We start from the raw sequence: 17444 nt of genomic DNA, 5'->3' as shown, positions 1-17444 counted from the left end.
GACACCGGCGCCCTTCGCTGTTCCAGCGGGACCGCCAACGACAGCACCACCAACACCTCCATGCACGCCGCCACCGACGGCAGCTTGGCTAGCACTATACACCGAGCAGTTGCCAGTATTGACACCCAACGCTCCACCCGCCGTCGTGTAATTGTGCATACTAGTCCTCCTCGTAGCCCTCCGCTCCTGCTCACGCGCAGGGCCGCTGAACGGGCTACCGCCGCCATCCCCACCTAACTACCAGTGCTGAAAGGATCAACCATCGCACTCACGATCACATTTCACATTTTTACATATCTTCATGTCATCATACTTCACCGACATTTTATTTTACTACTTTTCATCTGTTCTGTATTTTTAATAATAAATAGAATACGATTCCAAGAAAAATGAATATAATTATTGAAGCAGTGTCTGATATATTAAATATAGATAGCGCTGCCCCAACACTAACTGATACGACAATTAAAATAATAGTAATAATAAGGTTTGACAATAATCCTCTCCTTTTATGTCGCTGCCCACCACAATGGCGGGCAGCCTTTAACTTAAAACAACGGCAGATTCTTTAACTAGTGCACTGCCACACAATAACTCCTGCGCCAACAGCGGATGCTGCTTTTACACCCGCGTGCGGGACAAAAGAAGCACCCATTGCGGCCGACGTTGCCACTCCACAAGCAGCGGCTTTCGAAATGCCGATCCCTCCACCGGCTGGGAATGCCCCTGACCTACCTGAGCGATTGCGGCGCTCCTGCTCACGCGCAGGGCCGCTGAGCGAGCTACCGCCGCCGCCGCCGCCGAAGCTGACGGTACCGAAGGGATCATCCATCGCGTTCACGATAGCCTGGGACATGCTTCGTCTTCCTTCTTGTTGCCGCGCGGTTGTGTTACGGTCGCGGCGTTGCTGTGTGCCGAGCTCTCTTTATTCGCGAATCCAAAATTTTAAATATATTATTATATATTACTATTGTTTTTTCAAATATAACAAGTAGTTTACCATAAATATAAATAACATGGATACCACAAATCCAGATCTAGTAAATCCTTCTATTACAAAAATTACTTTTAATGACAAAGCGAATAATACCCAACATTCTTTACGTTTCGCAATCATTGAACCGACAATCGCGCCAACAAAAGCTACTATCGCGACACCCCAATTATCCCAGAAATCCATGGGTTCTTTTTCCCAGTCGCTTGTGGCGGCAAAAAAAACACTTACGCCATATATTGAATTCGATTATTTGACGAGATAAGACGCGAAAGTCCTAACGGCTGCTCCGGCACCAACCTGAAGGCCAAAAGCTGCACTAGTCGCTATCCCCGCAACGGCGGTTTTTCTCATGAGGTAATTGTTGGCGCTACATTGGGCGCTCCGAATGTTACAGGTTTATTCGCCATTCCGGTCTTGCCCGTAACCCTGCGCTCCTGCTCACGAGCAGGGCAGCCGAGCGCGCTACCCCCACCACCACCGCCACCGCCGAAGCTGACGGCGCCGAAGAGATCATCCAGCGCATGCACCTGATGAAACCAGCCTGCCGGTTGCAGCATCAATTGCCCTGGCTCCAGCGTCACCGAGATGCACTTCGCGTCGCGCGCCTTGGGATACAGGTCATAATTCGGCGCTTCGGGCTTGAACCAGCAGGGCTGATAAAGGTTGTAGCTCTTCATCGGGTAAATGAGTTCCGCCTGATCCGCCGAATAGAGGTCCAGCCTTTTGCGCCCGATCACCTGTAACAGAAACCCGGTCAATGGGTCCCGGTGCAAACTGGATGTCGGAATATGCGTCGGTACCGCCCCCAAGCTTCGGTTCTGCAGGTGGGAATGCATGTAATTGACCTGCTCGACGGTTCGGAATGCATAGCGGGATTGGCCACAGCCTCCCGACCCGGTAGGTGGCAATAACGTCCTGGAGGCAGTCATTATCGACCGCGTGAAGCTCAATCCAGTTAGATGTCGAATGCTTTGTCGTAACCATAATACCAGAACAGATTAGTTGCATAATTTTTCATGGTACTAGCACAGGTTGATCATTTAGCGGGTCGAATTGTGGTGGTCAAGCAGGATTTGGGGCTTGGCATCGTGACGTTCTGGCAACTGATGGTTCCGGATATGCCGAAAGCCATTGATCCGGGCACAAAAGCTTTCCCGCCCGCTGCCTTGGCGGGACTGGGGCTCTGGCGCCATTACCGTGGCGCTCAGGGGCTGGCAGCCCTGATAGCGAGGCGCCTGCGCCTCGACAAGAAACCTCAGCACTGGTTCGCGCTGACTTTCCTTGTCGAAAATTAATGAATTAACCTCTGAATGACGGCCATAATTCTTAAGGCAATTACGTTCGCACTGTTGACCAAAAATTTAAAAATATCGCGATTTTATATTTCGTTTTTATATCATGACATGACTTTGTCTCGACATATATTATCAATGGGCGTATATATACGTTAATTCGCTGCACCAAGTAGCGTTTTTAATCACAGGAATTTGGGGCACTGAAATGAACATCAAAGACACTATGGAAGCTGCGAAACCCATCATCGGCGGCGCCATTGGCGGCGCGGTGGTCGTCCTGGCCGTTGCCTTTGCCGGTGGGTTTGTCGTCACAACAAGCACGATGAATGAAACCGTCCGCGAAGCGCGGGTCATGACGCTGGCGGAGGTCTGCGTGGGCCGGGCAAACGAGTATTGGCTGGCGGAAGGCAACACGGCAGAAGGCCTCAGCGGCTGGCGCAACGAGGATCGCGCCGAGCTTGCCGAGCAATTCCTGCCGGCCGGCATCGACGCCGATCTGCACGAGGACATCACCGACACATGCGGCAGAATGCTCCGCACTTGATAGCCTGAAAATAACAAGCCGTTTCGAGCGCCGGCGCCCCGGAAGGGACGCCGGCGTTTTTGCGTCGCCCGGCAATGAGGCCCGGCGATGATCATTGTCGGGGATGCCCCCTGCCGGTTATACCGATGGCCTACCGACGGCATGGCCGTCACCGGCGAAGGATTGCGAAGAATGGACACGACCGACACCGTCACGACACTGGCCGACGCCATTCTGGATGCACGGCGTACCGGTCGCCGCATCCCTTCTTCGGCGGTGACGGATGCCGAGCCGAGCGTGGCCGAGGCCTATGCGATCCAGGCCCGGGTACTGGCCGGGATCGGACCGGCAGGCGGCTTCAAGGCTGGCCGGACGTCCCCCGACGACCATCCGTCGGTCGCGCCAATTCCGCAATCGATGATCCGCAGGAACGGCGCGACATTCACAGCGAACGAACTGGGCGCGTGCGGGATCGAGCTGGAAGTCGGCTTTCTGATCGACCGGCCGCTGCCATCGGCTGATTCATCCGATTTCGAGAAACGGCTTCGGGACTGCGTCCGGCCCTGCCCGGCACTCGAAGTCGTCGACAGCCGGTTCGAGACGTTCACCAAAACGCCGCCAGGGCTGAAACTCGCCGATAATCAACTCGGAGCCGGCGCGGTCATCGGCGAGCCGGTGGACGACTGGCGTCCGGAAGATCTGTGCGAACCGTCGGTCACCCTCGCCTTCGACGGCAAAACGATCGTGGAAGGGCCGCGCCCCGTGCCGGGCGGCAGCGCCTTCGGCACTCTGGCCGGATTCATCCAGGCCGCCGCGTTGCACAAATACACCATCCGCCCCGGCCAGATCGTCATCACCGGATCGTTGAGCGGCATGGACTTCATCGAACCCGGCACGCGGGTCGAAGGCAGCATCGCCGGCCTGGGAACCGTGACCCTGACTTTCGCGCCCGGCTGACCGCTCGGCCGAACCGATGTTCACAGCACGAGCGGTTCCCGCACCAGAACGATGCCAAAGCGATCGCAGACCGCAGCAACGATTCTGTCGGCCAGCGCCATGACATCGGAAAAGGCCGCGCCGCCATGGTTGACCAGCACCAGAGCGTGGCGGTCGAACACGCCGACGGGACCACTTCGGGCACCCTTGAAGCCGCATCGATCGATCAACCACGCCGCCGACAGCTTGACCCGGCCGTCGGCCTGCCGGTGGCCGGAGATATCGGGCCACTGCGCGACCAGGCGGTCGAACGCCGCGGCATCGACCACCGGGTTCTGGAAGAAGCTGCCGGCATTGCCGAGGACGGCGGGGTCGGGAAGCTTGGAACGTCTGACCGCCACTACAGCGTCGAAAATCTCCCGCGGCGACGGGTCGTCCGCGCCACCGCCGGCAAAGCGCGCCCGCAGATCCGCATAGGTCGTGACCGGCTGCCACGGACGGGGCAAGCGGACTCTTACCGCTGTCACGACATATCTGTCGGGCTGGTGCTTGAACACGCTGTCGCGATAGGCAAAGCGGCATTCGGCGTGATCCATTCGGACGAAGTCGCCGGTTTCTCGATCATAGGCGCGCAGAGAATCGAACCGGTCCGCCAGTTCAACGCCATAGGCACCGATATTCTGCACCGGCGCCGCGCCGACGGTACCGGGAATCAGGGCCAGATTCTCCAGCCCCGGATATCCGGCCGCGACCGTCCAGCCGACGAAATCGTGCCAATCCTCGCCTGCAGCGGCCTCGACGATCCAGGCATCGGGCCGTTCATCGATCAGGCGGCGTCCCCGCACGCGCATCAACACCGTCAAGCCGTCATAGCGCTCCCTAAGGATCACGTTGCTGCCGCCGCCGATCACGCGCCGATCGAGGCCGCCATGGACCGGATCCGTCAGCACCGCCGCCAGCGCGTCTTCGCTGTCGACAGCGACGGCATAACGGCTGGTCGCGCGCAGGCCGAAGGTATTGCAGCCGTCGAGACGAAAATCCTCTGTCACGGAAGGCAATTCGGTCGGCCCTTTGCGGGGCGTCGGCGGCCTGGAGGCGTGCTCACTCATGATGTCCCTGATAAGCCGCCTTCATGGCCGGGCGCAAGGGCATCTGCCGCATCGGCCCGCACATTAACCAATGATGTCTTGACCGCCACGACCATTCCGACTCTAATGAATTTCGCACTTACCAAGAGTAGCGATTTCGACTGTCACTGTCCTTCTGCTGGCGGAACCCTTTTCGATGCCCCCATTCGGCGTCGATCAATGCGTGTTGTCCAGCAACAGGCCACTCGACATTAAATAAAAATCACATTCGGAGGAAACTTCCATGCGTTCAGCCTTGATACTCTCTACTGCGCTCGTCATCGTTGCGGCTCCGGCTTTTGCGCAATCGGTGGAACGGGTTACATTCGACTCAGAGACCCTGGATCGCGAGTTCAGCTATACTGTCTATCTTCCCGAAGGATACGAGAGCGGCGACCTGGACTATTCCGTTCTATACCTGCTTCACGGCGCCAACGGCAACGAGCAGAACTGGGTCACCAGCGGCCGCGTCGTTCCCACGCTGAACGAATTGATCGATGAAGGCACCCTGCCGCCGATGATCGTCGTCATGCCGGGCGGCGGCAACAACTGGTGGGCGGACGGCAATGACGAGATGATGCAGACCGCCTTCTTCGACGATCTCATCCCCCATGTCGAGGACACCTATCAGGCGATCACCGAGCGGGAGGGCCGCATGGTGGCCGGGCTGTCCGCCGGCGGCTTCGGTACGGTCAACTACGTGCTGCAGTTTCCGGATATGTTCATCGCATCCGCAGCCCTCAGCCCGGCGGTTTACGATCCGACGCCGCCAAGCCACTCCTCGGCCCACCGGTCGGTCGTCTTCCAGACCGATGGTTCCTTCGATCAGGAAGTCTGGGACAGCCTGAACTGGCCGACCTTCATCGACGACTATCTGGAACAGGATACCGTCGTCCCGATGTATATCAATTCCGGCGACCACGACACGTTCGATATCGCATATCACGCTGCCGTTTTCTATCAGGCGATGCGCGAACATCAACCCGGCGCCGTGGAATATCGTGTGGTCGACGGCGACCATGAATGGCATGTCTGGCGCGACTCGATCGGTGACGCCATGGTCTATATGACCCAATACGCCAGCTGGCCCCGCGCCAACTGACCGGGATCGGGATCGGCGATGCAAGGCCGATCCCCTCCTCACCGCTCCGGCGGCGCGGAAGCGCCGTCCGGGGTAGGGTATTCTTTGCGGCATTCCTTGTCCCCTACCCCCTTCCCGGCAGCGGGTCACCCTTCCCGGACCGGGATGCGGTTGCTGGCCTTGACTTCCTCCATCACCACATAGGTATTCGTCGACCGCACCCCCGGCAGCGAGACCAGCACTCCCCCGAGCAACGCGCGATACTCATCCATGTCGCGGATCCGGATCTTGAGCAGGTAATCATAGACACCGGCCATCATGAAGCACTCCATGATTTCGGGTATCTCGGCAACACGCCGCTGAAACCGTTCGAAGACCTCATTGCTCGTCTTCTCCAGACGGACCTCGACGACGACGGTCAGGCCGGCATCCATCAAGCGGGGGTCAAGTGTCGCGGTGTAGCCGGTAATGAATCCGTCACGCTCCAGGCGCCGGACGCGCTCCAGACATGGGGTGGGGCTGAGATTGACCCGGCGGGACAATTCGACGTTCGATATGCGCCCGTCGGCCTGCAGTTCCGTCAGGATCCGCCGGTCGATCGCATCCAGTTCCCGTACCATTCTTCTTAATTTCCTCCGTCCGAGACAGTTCGCCCGGATCTCAGCCTGAACCCCAACCCAGTGCCCGCCGCAAAAACGCGTCGGCGGCCAAGGGTGGCCGTCGAACGCGTGCCGGTCAAGCTGCCGCAGGGCGTGAAACCCGGAGAAGAAACCCGCAGAACATGCGCTCTTCGTCACTTGACGGCCTTGACCGGTGACCGCTTGCGGCAAGGGCGCCGGACCGTTACACCATCCTGCGCAGAAACGTGCGACCCCAATTCAGGACACCGCCCCCATGGCAGAGACCAGGATCGTCAAACCGCGGCCCGTGAGCGGCTTTCCGGAATGGCTGCCGGAGCAGAAGATCGTCGAGAATCGTCTGCTCGCGATTATCCGCGAGGAGTTCGAGCGGCACGGCTTTGCCCAGATCGAAACGCCGGCGGTCGAGAACCGGGAAATCCTGTCCGCAAAGGGGGTGGTCGACAAGGAAATCTATGGCTTGTCACGCCTCGCCGCCGCAGAGGGCGAAGATGCCTCCACCGATCTGGCGCTGCATTTCGATCTGACCGTTCCGCTCGCCCGCTATGTCGCCCAGCATTTCGGCAGCCTCACATTTCCATTCCGCCGCTACCAGATGCAAAAGGTCTGGCGCGGCGAGCGGCCACAGGCCGGACGCTTTCGCGAATTCTATCAGTGCGACATCGACATCGTCGGCAACGGATCGCTCAGCACGCTTAACGACGCCGAAATCCCGTGCGTCATCCATGCGATCTTCAGCCGGGCGGGAATCGGCGACTTCGTCATTCGCATGAACAACCGCAAGGTCCTGCAGGGCTTCATCCGTTCACTCGGCCTTGAAGATGCAAAACTGCCCGATGCCCTGCGGGTCATCGACGAACTGGAGAAAATCGGCGCCGAGGCGGTTGCCCGGCAACTCGGCGAGCGCACCGGACTGGACGGCCCGGCCGTCGACCGATTGCTTCGCTTCATCACCGAGGCGCCGGACCCCGCCGACCTGGCCTCGCTGTGCGACGATCCCCTCTTTCTGGAAGGGGCAAGGGATGTCGGCGAACTTTTCTCCGCGCTCGCCGATCTCGGCCTGCCGGAATCGGCCTATGTCTTCGACCCGTCGATCGCCCGCGGCCTCGACTACTATACCGGCACCGTCTATGAGACACGATTGGCGGCGCTGCCGGAGATCGGCAGCATCTGCTCCGGCGGCCGATACGACGATCTTGCCTCGACCTTTACGCGGCAGAGACTTCCCGGCGTCGGTATCTCCATCGGCCTGACCCGCATGCTCGCCCGGCTGTTCGATGCCGGCATCCTGAGAACCGGACCCCAGACACCGGCGCCGGTCCTGGTGACGGTGATGAACCGCGACTATCTGTCCGCATCGCTCGGTCTGGCGGCAACGCTGAGGAACGCCGGAATCGCCACCGAACTGTTCACCGAGCCGAAGAAGATCGGCGACCAGTTGAAATACGCGGCGAAGAAGGGGTTCGCGGTCGCCGTCATTGCCGGTGAGACCGAACTGGCCGAGGGGCGTGTGCAGGTCAAGGCGTTGGCCACTGGCGATCAGATGACGGTTCCGCGCGCCGATATGGCCGACCTCGTCGCGCGCATCATCGCGGGAGGTATTCAGGAGGGCAGCTAACCCGTAGCCGGTTTCTAAAAAAGGTTGCAATAAATCGATGCTTGCGCCTTAAAGGGTGTGGGAGCGAACCGTTCGCAGATTCTCATTCAATGCCGCAACGACGGCATGGCGAAAGAGGGCAGCCAGTCCATGACACTGACACCGATCCTCCAATCCACCCTCGCCATTCAACTTCACGTTTTGGCCGCCGCGATTGCGACAGTGCTGGGCATCATCCAGTTCGCCGGCATCAAGGGGACGATCGTCCACCGCATCCTCGGCTATGGCTGGGTGACGGCAATGGCCATCGTGGCGATCTCGAGTTTCTGGATATTCGAATTCCGGTTCATCGGGCTGTGGAGTCCGATCCATCTGCTGTCGATCGGCGTCCTGGTCGCTCTGCCTTTTGCCGTCCTGCATGCCCGACGGGGCCGAATCGATGACCACCGCTCGGCCATGATCTGGATGTTCGCCGGTGCGCTGGCTGTCGCGGGATTTTTCACCTTCCTGCCGGGCCGGATTATGCACGCGGTCCTGTTCGGCGGCTGACACTGCGGGCGGTATGACGGGGTGTTATGCAGGGGCGTTGTGCGGGGGCGTTCGAAGCCGGGCAGGAATGGCGTCTGGCGGGGTTCACACTCCGCCGCCGGACCCGTTTGACGGCTTGGTGGTGGAATTCTGCCAGAGGAACCGCAGCGTCTGCACCAGACCGGCATGGCCATCAGGCAGGCAACCGAAGAAACCGGCGTCAGCCTCGAGAACGGCCGGCATCGCCTTGTTGAGAATTTCCGCCCCCCGGTCTGACACCTGCAGCGACCGGGCCCGGCGATCGGCAACGCTGGATGCGCGGCGGATCATTCCCTCGCGCTCCAGCGCACGCACCACCTGGCTGGTCATCATCGCATCGGTTTTGCAGAACTGCGCCAACCGGGCCTGGCTGACATTGGCTTCGCGGGCTTCCAGCCACGCCAGTCCCGCCAGGAGAACAAACTGAACATGGGTCAGGCCATGACGCTCCAGCGCCGAGCGCAACCGCCTCTGCCATAAATTCGTCACCTGCCAGAGCAGAAATCCGGGGCTGTTTTCGGGCCTCAGCGTGCTCGCCAGCGTCGACCAGTCGATCTGTGGGTGCCGGCCGACGGGAACGCCGTCGGCGCAGGCGGAATCGGCCTCGGTCGTGGACCGGCCGCCGGTCGTCTTGCTGACGGCACCGACCGTGGTATCGTCGCTTTGGCGGAATAAACCATCACTCTCGGCAAGTGATTGATCCGACGCCATCTTCGAAGCGGTCTCATGGCCCATGTCGATTGCGTTCCCTCCGCCATCCAGGTGGCGCCGTGACGAAAGACCGCCCCGGTCGTTCCCGGCCGCTATTGAATCCCATTCGTAACGCGGGACCTTATTGGTTCATCTTAAGCGCGCATAGAGAAAAGTCAAGGTTATGCCGATGACGAAAAAGTAAGCCGAATCCGGCACATTAGCAGCATAGTCGACCATCATGCAGCCACACGCAACGGCGACGACGCCACCCAGACCCGAATCGGAAGCCAACCGGCGAAGTCACCATCGGCCTGCACGGCCGATGGTGACGTGAAATCGGTTGAAACCTCAATATCGCGCGCCGGCACGACCTCGTAGTCGGCCACATCGAGACTTGGCATTCGGCCAGCGATCATGGCCGCCATATATCTCAGCGCCGCCCACCGCCCGGCCTTCTTGAACAGACAGACCTGAAACGTCGCGTCCTCGGCCCGCGCCCGTGGTGCAAGGACGAATCGGCCGCCATAGAAATGCGTGTTGCAGATGACGGCCGACGCCACCGTTACGGGCGCGCCGCCGTCGAGCCCCACGCGGAGCGAAAGCGAGCATGGCTGCACGAGTCGACGGATCGCCGCCAGAGCGTAGGCGGCTTTGCCCATCCTGCTTTTCCAAGCGGGACTGACTGAAGCCACGACATCAGCATCGAACCCTGCGCCGACCATCGACATGAAGTGTCGACGATCCACGGTTCCCGCCGCCGACACACACTCGAAAATGCCGACGCGAACCTCGCGCACGGCACCGGTCACGATCCGCTCGACCGCCGTCTCGCACGACGTCAGGCCGAGTTCGGCCGCAAGAACATTGGCCGTACCCACGGGTAGAATTCCGAGCAATGGCACCGGCCGCCCGGCATCTGCGGCGCCCGTGGCCATGCCGTCGACGATCTCGGCAATGGTCCCATCGCCACCCGCCGCAATGATCAGCGACGCCCGGCCCACCGCATCCCGCGCCAGATCCGTGGCATGGCCCGGCCGTCCGGTTTCCAGGATCTCCACCGTCCCGATACTTTCGCGCAGACGGGCGACGGCCGCCATCAAACGGCGGCTGCGTTTCGGTCCGGCCCGGGGGTTGACGATAACCACGGCCCTCCCCCCGGGCCCTGCTGCCGCGCCCTCGACGGTCCCTTCGTCGGCCTCGTCCGGTGGGGCCGCAGCGCCCGATACTGCTCCCGAAACGGACCCAGGAGACGCTACCATTCATTCTCCGTGCTATGTGATGAATTTCCGACGAAATTGTTACAGAACATGGATGAAACGATTACAAAATCAAGAAGTTTTTCTGATATCGGTCAGAGATTTCGATCTTCAATTGCTCTGGCACTGCGTCAATGATAGTCGAATTCATAGAAAAACTTCACTCTTCGCTTCCAGCATCCGTCGAGACACGCACTCAAGAAGATCTGCCGGCGGTGAACACCTGAAGTAGGCGCGCATGACCGATATGGACCGCTTGCAGTTCCGGACGATATGGATTTCGGACACACATCTTGGAACACGTGCCTGCCAGGCCGATCTTTTGCTCGATTTTCTTCGCCGCACCGACTGCGATACGCTCTATCTCGTCGGCGATATCGTTGATGGCTGGCGGCTGAAGCGGTTCTGGTACTGGCCGCAGTCGCATAACGATGTCGTCCAGAAGATCCTTCGCAAGGCGCGCAAGGGCGTCAAGGTCGTCTTCCTGCCCGGCAATCACGACGAATTCGGCCGGCAGTTCCTGGGTCAGGCCTTTGGTGACATACATGTCGAAAATAGCGTGGTGCACCAGACGGCGGACGGCCGGCGACTATTGGTTATCCATGGCGATCAATTCGATGTCGTCGTGCGGCACGCCAAATGGCTCGCCCATCTGGGCGGGACGGCATACGAAATTCTGCTGCGACTCAACACTGGTCTCAATGTTCTGAGGCGCTCGCTTGGCTTCACCTACTGGTCTCTATCCGCATTTCTCAAGTACCGGACGAAGAAAGCCGTCGACTTTCTTGGCCGGTTCGAAGCCGCCCTGGCCGCGGAAGCTCACCGCCAGGGCGTCGACGGCATCATCTGCGGTCATGTTCACACCGCCGAGCACCGTTCGATCGAAGGCACGCTGTACTGCAACGACGGCGACTGGGTCGAAAGCTGCACCGCGCTGGTGGAGCACCATGACGGTTCTCTGGAGATCCTGCGCTGGGCCGAGCGTCCTGCGGCCGTAGGTGCTGTCGCCGCGGGTGTCTGCGGCGAACCTTCGGCGCCCGTCCGGAAAGTGGCCTGATCGTGCGCATCGTCATCGTAACCGACGCCTGGCATCCACAGATCAACGGTGTCGTCCGGACCCTTGAGACGACACGGTGCTGTCTTGTCGCGGAAGGCCATGACGTAACGATCATCGCGCCGGACGGCTTCCGGACCGTCGGGTGTCCGAGTTATCCCGAAATCCGGCTGTCGATCGCGACCCCGTCGGCCGTCGGCCGAATCATCAGGTCTGCCGGTGCCGATGCCATTCATATCGCAACCGAGGGGCCGCTGGGCTGGGCCGCCTGGCGCTACTGCCGCCGGGCGGGCCTGACCTTTACGACGTCGTATCATACGGCATTCCCGGAATATCTGTCCCTGCGCCTGCCGGTTCGGACCGCGTGGCTGTACGCCGTCCTGCGCCGTTTCCACGGCGCCGCGTCAAACACCATGGTCGCGACACCGACGATCGAAGCCCGCCTGCGCAAACAGGGGTTCGCCAACCTCGTTCGCTGGACTCGTGGCGTCGATGTGTCGCTGTTCAGACCGATCGACACAAACGACGACGCCTTGCAACCCTTTGCCGGCCTTCCCCGGCCGATCCATCTGAGTGTGGGCCGTGTGGCGCCGGAGAAGTCGGTCGAAGCGTTTGCTGCACTCGATCTGCCGGGATCCCGGGTCGTGATCGGCGATGGCCCCTCGCTGCCCAGATTCCGATCGGTTTTCCCGTCGGTCCATTGGCTGGGTGCCAGGCACGGCGCCGATCTGGCGCGCCATATTGCTGCTGCGGACGTCTTCGTCTTTCCCTCGCGTACGGACACGTTCGGGCTGGTGATGCTCGAAGCACTGGCGTGCGGCGTTCCCGTCGCCGCCAATCCGGTACCGGGACCGCTCGACCTGATCGGCCCTGACGGCCAGGGCGTCGGCGCGCTCGACACGGATCTGAAGACAGCGATCGCCCGCGCGCTCACCGCCGATCGGACGCGGTGCCGCCGGTTCGCAGAAGCTTTGTCCTGGGAGCGGGCGACACAGCAGTTCGTCGGCAATCTGCGCCCGGCGCCGGTCCTGGCAAACGCCGCATAGATCCCTGCGGCCCGAAGCGTCTGCGGATAGTGGATCTTGCCAGAACCACTGGCACATCGACCTGATGGTTTCATCGGCGCCGAAACTGATCTAATGTCCCACCGGCTCGAAATTCAGTCGGGAGACATCGGAATCCGTGCTCATGACAGCGACGTTCAGATTTGCCGGCGATACGACCGGGCGACGCCCGACAGCGGCACGCATACGCTTGTCTGAGTGAATGCTGTACGCCCTGTACCGCTGCCTGACCGACGCTGCCGGTCCGCTGGTGCCAATGCTGCTGAAACGGCGGCTCATGCGCGGCAAGGAGGACGAAACCCGGCTGGGGGAGCGCGTCGGCTTGCAGACGGCCAAGCGGCCGCCGGGCCGGCTGATCTGGGTGCACGGCGCCAGCGTCGGCGAAACCCTTGGCGCCCTTCCCCTGATCCAGCGGTTAATGCACGCCGACCCCCTGGCCAGCGTCATGGTGACCTCCGGCACGGTCACATCGGCGGATATGCTGATGCCCCGTCTGCCGGAGCAGGCGTTCCACTGCTACTTGCCGATCGATCGCCGGCGCTATGTTGAGCGCTTCCTGAACCACTGGCAGCCCGACGCCGTGGTCTGGATCGAAAGCGATCTCTGGCCGAACATGCTCGCCGCAATCCGCGAACGCTCGATTCCGGCCGTGCTGGTCAACGCCCGTGTTTCCGATACCACCGCCCGGCGCTGGCAGCGGGCCCCGCGATTCTTCGGCGCGATCATCGACGCGTTCGCCCTGATCTGTCCGGCAAGTACGGCCGACGCCGACGCGTTTGCCGCCATCGGACCGCTGCGGCTCGGTCCGACGGGCAATATCAAAACCTCTGCACCGGCGCAGCCGCCGCAGATGGCGACTCTCGAACCGCTGCGGTCCGCAGCCGGGAACCGCCCGATATGGATGGCTGCCAGCACCCATGACGGTGAGGAAACGATCGTGCTCGACGCCCATCGCCGCCTTCTTGACCGCCGCCCGGATATACTGCTGATTCTGATGCCTCGCCATCCGGTCCGGGCCGACGGGGTGCGCGATGCTGCCGCCACCAGCGGCATGGCCGTTGCCCAGCGCAGCCGCTCGGAGCCGATTGACGATACCATCTCCGTCTATCTGGCCGACACCATGGGCGAGATGTCGACGTTCCTTGCTCTGGCGCCGGTGACGTTTGTTGGCGGCTCGCTGGTGCCCATGGGAGGGCACAATCCGGTTGAGGCAGCCGATGCCGGCTCGGCGCTGGTGATGGGCCCCCATGACTGGGCGTTCGCAGATGTCGTCAGAGCGATCGAAGACGACGGCGGCCTTCGCCGTGTCACTTCGGCCGGGGAACTGGCCGATACGGTGGAACTGCTGCTTTCGGATCCAGCGCTGCGGGCGGCGCAGACTGCGGCTGCAGGCGAGATCGCACGGTCACTGAAGACCACCGTCGACCGGATCGCCGCCGCCGTGATGCCGGTACTGGGCGCGCCTGCCCCCGGGGAGTCTCAAGGGTCATGAGGCCGCCACCCTTCTGGTATGACCGGCGCGGTACCCTGGCCTGGCTGCTCGCCCCGCTCGGAGGCCTCTATACCCTGGCCGGCACGTGGCGCCGCGGACGCACCACCCCATGGCGCTGCGGCATACCGGTGCTGTGCGTGGGCAACGTCACCGCGGGCGGCACCGGCAAGACACCGGTCGCCATCGATCTGGCATGCCGGCTCGTGGCCCGGGGCGAAAGTCCGCATATTCTGGTGCGCGGCTACGGCGGCCGCACGAAGGGTCCTCACCGCGTCGATCCCGCGTCCGACACCGCAGAGGCGGTGGGGGATGAGGCGCTGCTGCTGGCGCGATCGGCCCCGGTCTGGGTCGGCGGCGATCGCGCCGCCTCGGCCCGCCACGCGTGCGAGGCAGGCGCCACGGCGATCGTGATGGATGACGGCTTTCAGAATTCCGGACTGGCCAAGGACTGCGCGCTGCTGGTGGTCGACGCGGCGGTCGGGATCGGCAATGGCCTGCCAATTCCTGCGGGGCCGCTGCGCGAATCCTGGGCTGTCGCGGCGCGCCGGGCCCAGGGGGTCGTGGTTATGGGCGCTGGCATACCGGATGATGGACGCCATGAGTTGCGCCATCCCGATCTGTCTCTCGTCAACGGTCCGGTCCTGTCGGCACGGCTGGTGCCCGATCCGGTACGGATTGCCGATGTCCGGGGAAGCCGGATCGTCGCGTTCGCCGGCATCGGGCGGCCGCACAAGTTCTTCGATTCCCTGCGCGCTGCGGGCGCCGAACTGGCCGAGGCGATACCGTTTCCGGACCACTACGCCTACAAGCCGCGCGACCTCCGGGCACTCGCCGACCTGGCAGACAGGCTGGATGCCCCGCTCTGGACCACCGAGAAAGACCATGTCCGGCTGCCATCGCCGATCCGCGATCGGGTGACGCCGCTTGCGGTCACGGTCGCCTGGGACGCCCCGGAATCGGTCGACCGATTGCTGAATGATTTGCTACAAGCCCGGGATACTGCCGGTCCGCCCGCCGGGGCGCATGGGGTGGATCCACAAAAGGACCGAGGCTAGTGGGCGTATCGCGCTTTCAGTATTACGTCGGCCACCGCGTCGAAGCCCTGGCGCTGGGCGCCGTCATGAAGCTGTTCGGCGCACTTCCGGCGCACCGTGCCTCGGCGCTGGGCGGCGCTGTCGGACGTTTGGCCGGACGGGTCATGGGGCGGGCCAATCGCATCGCCGAACGGAATCTGACGTTGTGCTTTCCGGAAATGCCGGCGGACGAGCGCCAGGCGCTGCGTCGGCGCATGTGGACACATTTCGGCCGCGTTCTGGCGGAAATGCCGCATACGCAGGAGCTTTGGCAGCACACCACAGAGAAAAGCGCGCTGGCCTCGCTGGACGACCTGCGGCACGCTCGGGATGGTGAAGCTTCCGCCGTTCCTCTGGTGATCGTCGGTGCGCATTACGGCAATTGGGAGATCGGCGGCTTCGGGGCCCAGGACGTGTTTCCACCCACCGGTGTCTTCTATCGGCCGCTCAATAACCGCTTCGCCGACGCCCTGCTCCAGCGGCTGCGGGGCGGTAGCGGTGTCGCGCAATTCGCCAAGGGCCGTGACGGCGGCCGTAGCGCCTTGCGGCATTTGCGCGCCGGAGGCACCCTGGCCGTGCTGATGGACCAGAAAATGCGCGAGGGAATCGATGCCCCGTTTTTCGGTCATCCGGCGCGGACACCCTATGCCGCCGTATTGTTTGCGCTGAAGACGGGCGCGCCCATCGTACCCATGGTCGTCCGCCGGATCGACGGCGCCCGTTTCGAGCTGGACGTGGCGCCGCGCATCGAAAACCCCCGTTCCGGAGACCGGGACGAGGATATCCGCCTGATCGTTACCGCCATCAATGCCCGGATCGAGGCATGGATCCGGCAGGCGCCGGAACAGTGGCTATGGATCCACCGGCGGTGGTCGATCGATTACGACGTGCGCAAGAAATGACGGCGCGCGAACTCACGTTCGCGGGCCGTCAACTCACCCGGCGCCGCTGCTGCCCTCCACCGGAAGACGGCAGTTCGATGTTGACCTCAAGGGTCGACATGCTGCCGCTGTTTTCGACCTGCACCGAGACCTTTTCCTCGTCGATTTCGATGTACCGGGCGATTACCGCAAGAATGTCCTTTTGCATCATCGGGATGAAGTCCTGACCGACCCGACCCGCCCGGTCATGGGCCAACAGGATCTGGAGCCGCTCCTTGGCCGTGTCGGCGCTGGCACGCGGCTTGGCGCGAAAAAAATCGAGAAGGCTCATTTCTAAGCGGACCTCCTCAGGAACCGTTGCAAGAGACTTTTCTTCTCGGTCTTGATGAATCGCTGTTCGATCGTCTCGCCCAGGAACCGGCCAACCACGTCCATATAGGCCTGGCCGGCACTGCTTTCCTTTTCGAGCACGACAGGCATACCGCTGTTCGACGCCTTGAGCACAGCCTGGCTTTCCGGCACGACACCGAGCAACGGAATCGCCAGGATCTCCAGGATGTCGTCGACGCGCAGCATGTCGCCACGATCGACGCGATCCGGATCATAGCGGGTGATCAGCAGGTGCTCCTTGACCGGGTCCTGGCCATCTTCGGCCCGCTTGGACCGCGAAGCGAGCATGCCGAGGATGCGGTCGGAATCGCGCACCGACGAGACTTCGGGATTCGTGACAACAATGGCTTCATCGGCAAAATAAAGGGCCATCAGGGCGCCCTTTTCGATGCCGGCCGGACTGTCGCACACGATATAGTCGAAATCTTTCTTCAACTCGTCCAGAACACGCTGCACGCCTTCCTTGCGCAGGGCGTCCTTGTCGCGCGTCTGGGACGTCGGCAGGATATAGAGATCCTCGATCCGCTTGTCTTTGACCAAGGCCTGATTCAGCCTCGCGTCACCATTGATCACATTGATGAAATCAAAGACGACGCGCCGCTCGCATCCCATGACCAGATCGAGATTACGCAGGCCGACATCGAAATCGATAACGACGGTCTTCTTGCCGCGCAACGCCAATCCGGCCGCAAACGCCGCGCTGGAAGTGGTTTTTCCGACCCCTCCTTTGCCCGATGTCATGACGATTACTTTTGCCAAAGATACCTCCGTTGCCCCATT

The 17444-nt window shown here is 61.7% G+C and carries 19 protein-coding genes; 11 read left to right on the top strand and 8 right to left on the bottom strand.

Going from position 1 to position 17444, the window contains the following annotated elements:
- Positions 1-967 precede the first annotated feature (967 nt).
- Both ABZ728_RS19625 and ABZ728_RS19620 read right to left on the bottom strand, forming a co-directional pair.
- A complete protein-coding gene (locus ABZ728_RS19625) occupies positions 968-1180 on the bottom strand; it encodes a hypothetical protein (protein ID WP_366658013.1) in 213 nt (70 codons plus the stop codon).
- A gap of 164 nt (positions 1181-1344) precedes the next feature.
- Positions 1345-1833 carry a cupin-like domain-containing protein gene (locus ABZ728_RS19620; RefSeq protein ID WP_366658012.1) on the bottom strand — a complete coding sequence of 163 codons (489 nt, stop codon included), beginning with the start codon at positions 1831-1833 and terminating at the stop codon, positions 1345-1347.
- Between the two features lie 180 nt (positions 1834-2013).
- Here ABZ728_RS19620 and ABZ728_RS19615 point away from each other — a divergent pair, with 180 nt between their 5' ends.
- The 3 genes from ABZ728_RS19615 to ABZ728_RS19605 all read left to right on the top strand — a co-directional run bounded on the left by ABZ728_RS19615 (position 2014) and on the right by ABZ728_RS19605 (position 3772).
- Positions 2014-2292: a hypothetical protein gene (locus tag ABZ728_RS19615; RefSeq protein WP_366658011.1), complete on the top strand. Its 279-nt coding sequence runs from the start codon at positions 2014-2016 to the stop codon at positions 2290-2292.
- Positions 2293-2497: 205 nt separating this feature from the next.
- Positions 2498-2836, top strand: coding sequence for a hypothetical protein (locus ABZ728_RS19610; RefSeq protein WP_366658010.1), 339 nt, complete (start codon positions 2498-2500; stop codon positions 2834-2836).
- A 171-nt stretch (positions 2837-3007) separates the two neighbouring features.
- On the top strand, positions 3008-3772 hold the full coding sequence (locus tag ABZ728_RS19605) for a fumarylacetoacetate hydrolase family protein (RefSeq protein ID WP_366658009.1): 765 nt from the start codon (positions 3008-3010) through the stop codon (positions 3770-3772).
- Between the two features lie 20 nt (positions 3773-3792).
- Here the strand turns inward: ABZ728_RS19605 and murB are convergent, their stop codons facing one another.
- Positions 3793-4860 (bottom strand): UDP-N-acetylmuramate dehydrogenase, encoded by a 1068-nt coding sequence (murB, locus tag ABZ728_RS19600; RefSeq protein ID WP_366658008.1) that lies wholly within the window; start codon positions 4858-4860, stop codon positions 3793-3795.
- A 262-nt stretch (positions 4861-5122) separates the two neighbouring features.
- On the opposite strand from murB, the gene ABZ728_RS19595 reads away from it, so the two are divergent.
- Positions 5123-5980 carry an alpha/beta hydrolase-fold protein gene (locus tag ABZ728_RS19595; protein WP_366658007.1) on the top strand — a complete coding sequence of 286 codons (858 nt, stop codon included), beginning with the start codon at positions 5123-5125 and terminating at the stop codon, positions 5978-5980.
- A gap of 125 nt (positions 5981-6105) precedes the next feature.
- Here ABZ728_RS19595 and ABZ728_RS19590 read toward each other — a convergent pair whose 3' ends face one another.
- Positions 6106-6579, bottom strand: a complete 474-nt coding sequence (locus tag ABZ728_RS19590) for an Lrp/AsnC ligand binding domain-containing protein (protein WP_366658006.1) — start codon at positions 6577-6579, stop codon at positions 6106-6108.
- Between the two features lie 274 nt (positions 6580-6853).
- Here ABZ728_RS19590 and hisS point away from each other — a divergent pair, with 274 nt between their 5' ends.
- Together hisS and ABZ728_RS19580 are read left to right on the top strand one after the other, a co-directional pair.
- Entirely contained in the window at positions 6854-8215 is a 1362-nt protein-coding gene (gene hisS / locus ABZ728_RS19585) for a histidine--tRNA ligase (RefSeq protein ID WP_366658005.1), read from the top strand.
- A 129-nt stretch (positions 8216-8344) separates the two neighbouring features.
- On the top strand, positions 8345-8743 hold the full coding sequence (locus ABZ728_RS19580; RefSeq protein WP_366658004.1) for a DUF2306 domain-containing protein: 399 nt from the start codon (positions 8345-8347) through the stop codon (positions 8741-8743).
- 84 nt (positions 8744-8827) lie between these two features.
- On the opposite strand, the gene ABZ728_RS19575 is transcribed toward ABZ728_RS19580, so the two are convergent.
- Entirely contained in the window at positions 8828-9496 is a 669-nt protein-coding gene (locus ABZ728_RS19575; protein ID WP_366658002.1) for a MarR family transcriptional regulator, read from the bottom strand.
- A 194-nt stretch (positions 9497-9690) separates the two neighbouring features.
- Complete coding sequence (locus ABZ728_RS19570; RefSeq protein WP_366658001.1) at positions 9691-10713, bottom strand: diacylglycerol kinase family protein; 1023 nt, start codon at positions 10711-10713, stop codon at positions 9691-9693.
- A gap of 235 nt (positions 10714-10948) precedes the next feature.
- Here ABZ728_RS19570 and ABZ728_RS19565 point away from each other — a divergent pair, with 235 nt between their 5' ends.
- The 5 genes from ABZ728_RS19565 (at position 10949) to ABZ728_RS19545 (ending at position 16295) form a co-directional block, all read left to right on the top strand.
- Positions 10949-11767 carry a UDP-2,3-diacylglucosamine diphosphatase gene (locus ABZ728_RS19565; RefSeq protein WP_366658000.1) on the top strand — a complete coding sequence of 273 codons (819 nt, stop codon included), beginning with the start codon at positions 10949-10951 and terminating at the stop codon, positions 11765-11767.
- Between the two features lie 2 nt (positions 11768-11769).
- Complete coding sequence (locus tag ABZ728_RS19560; protein WP_366657999.1) at positions 11770-12810, top strand: glycosyltransferase family 1 protein; 1041 nt, start codon at positions 11770-11772, stop codon at positions 12808-12810.
- A 220-nt stretch (positions 12811-13030) separates the two neighbouring features.
- Positions 13031-14320, top strand: a complete 1290-nt coding sequence (locus tag ABZ728_RS19555) for a 3-deoxy-D-manno-octulosonic acid transferase (RefSeq protein WP_366657997.1) — start codon at positions 13031-13033, stop codon at positions 14318-14320.
- Positions 14317-15375 (top strand): tetraacyldisaccharide 4'-kinase, encoded by a 1059-nt coding sequence (lpxK, locus tag ABZ728_RS19550; protein WP_366657996.1) that lies wholly within the window; start codon positions 14317-14319, stop codon positions 15373-15375. The genes ABZ728_RS19555 and lpxK overlap by 4 nt, the downstream gene beginning before the upstream one ends.
- A complete protein-coding gene (locus ABZ728_RS19545) occupies positions 15375-16295 on the top strand; it encodes a lysophospholipid acyltransferase family protein (protein WP_366657995.1) in 921 nt (306 codons plus the stop codon). The genes lpxK and ABZ728_RS19545 overlap by 1 nt, the downstream gene beginning before the upstream one ends.
- A gap of 28 nt (positions 16296-16323) precedes the next feature.
- On the opposite strand, the gene minE is transcribed toward ABZ728_RS19545, so the two are convergent.
- Both minE and minD read right to left on the bottom strand, forming a co-directional pair.
- Positions 16324-16605 (bottom strand): cell division topological specificity factor MinE, encoded by a 282-nt coding sequence (gene minE, locus ABZ728_RS19540; RefSeq protein WP_366657993.1) that lies wholly within the window; start codon positions 16603-16605, stop codon positions 16324-16326.
- A 2-nt stretch (positions 16606-16607) separates the two neighbouring features.
- Positions 16608-17423, bottom strand: coding sequence for a septum site-determining protein MinD (gene minD, locus ABZ728_RS19535; protein WP_366657992.1), 816 nt, complete (start codon positions 17421-17423; stop codon positions 16608-16610).
- Between the last annotated feature and the right edge of the window lie 21 nt (positions 17424-17444).

It is taken from the genome of Fodinicurvata sp. EGI_FJ10296, assembly GCF_040712075.1.
Lineage (GTDB): Bacteria > Pseudomonadota > Alphaproteobacteria > DSM-16000 > Inquilinaceae > JBFCVL01.
Note: the sequence above shows the minus strand (reverse complement) of the source record. Positions and strands in the feature narration are given on the sequence as shown.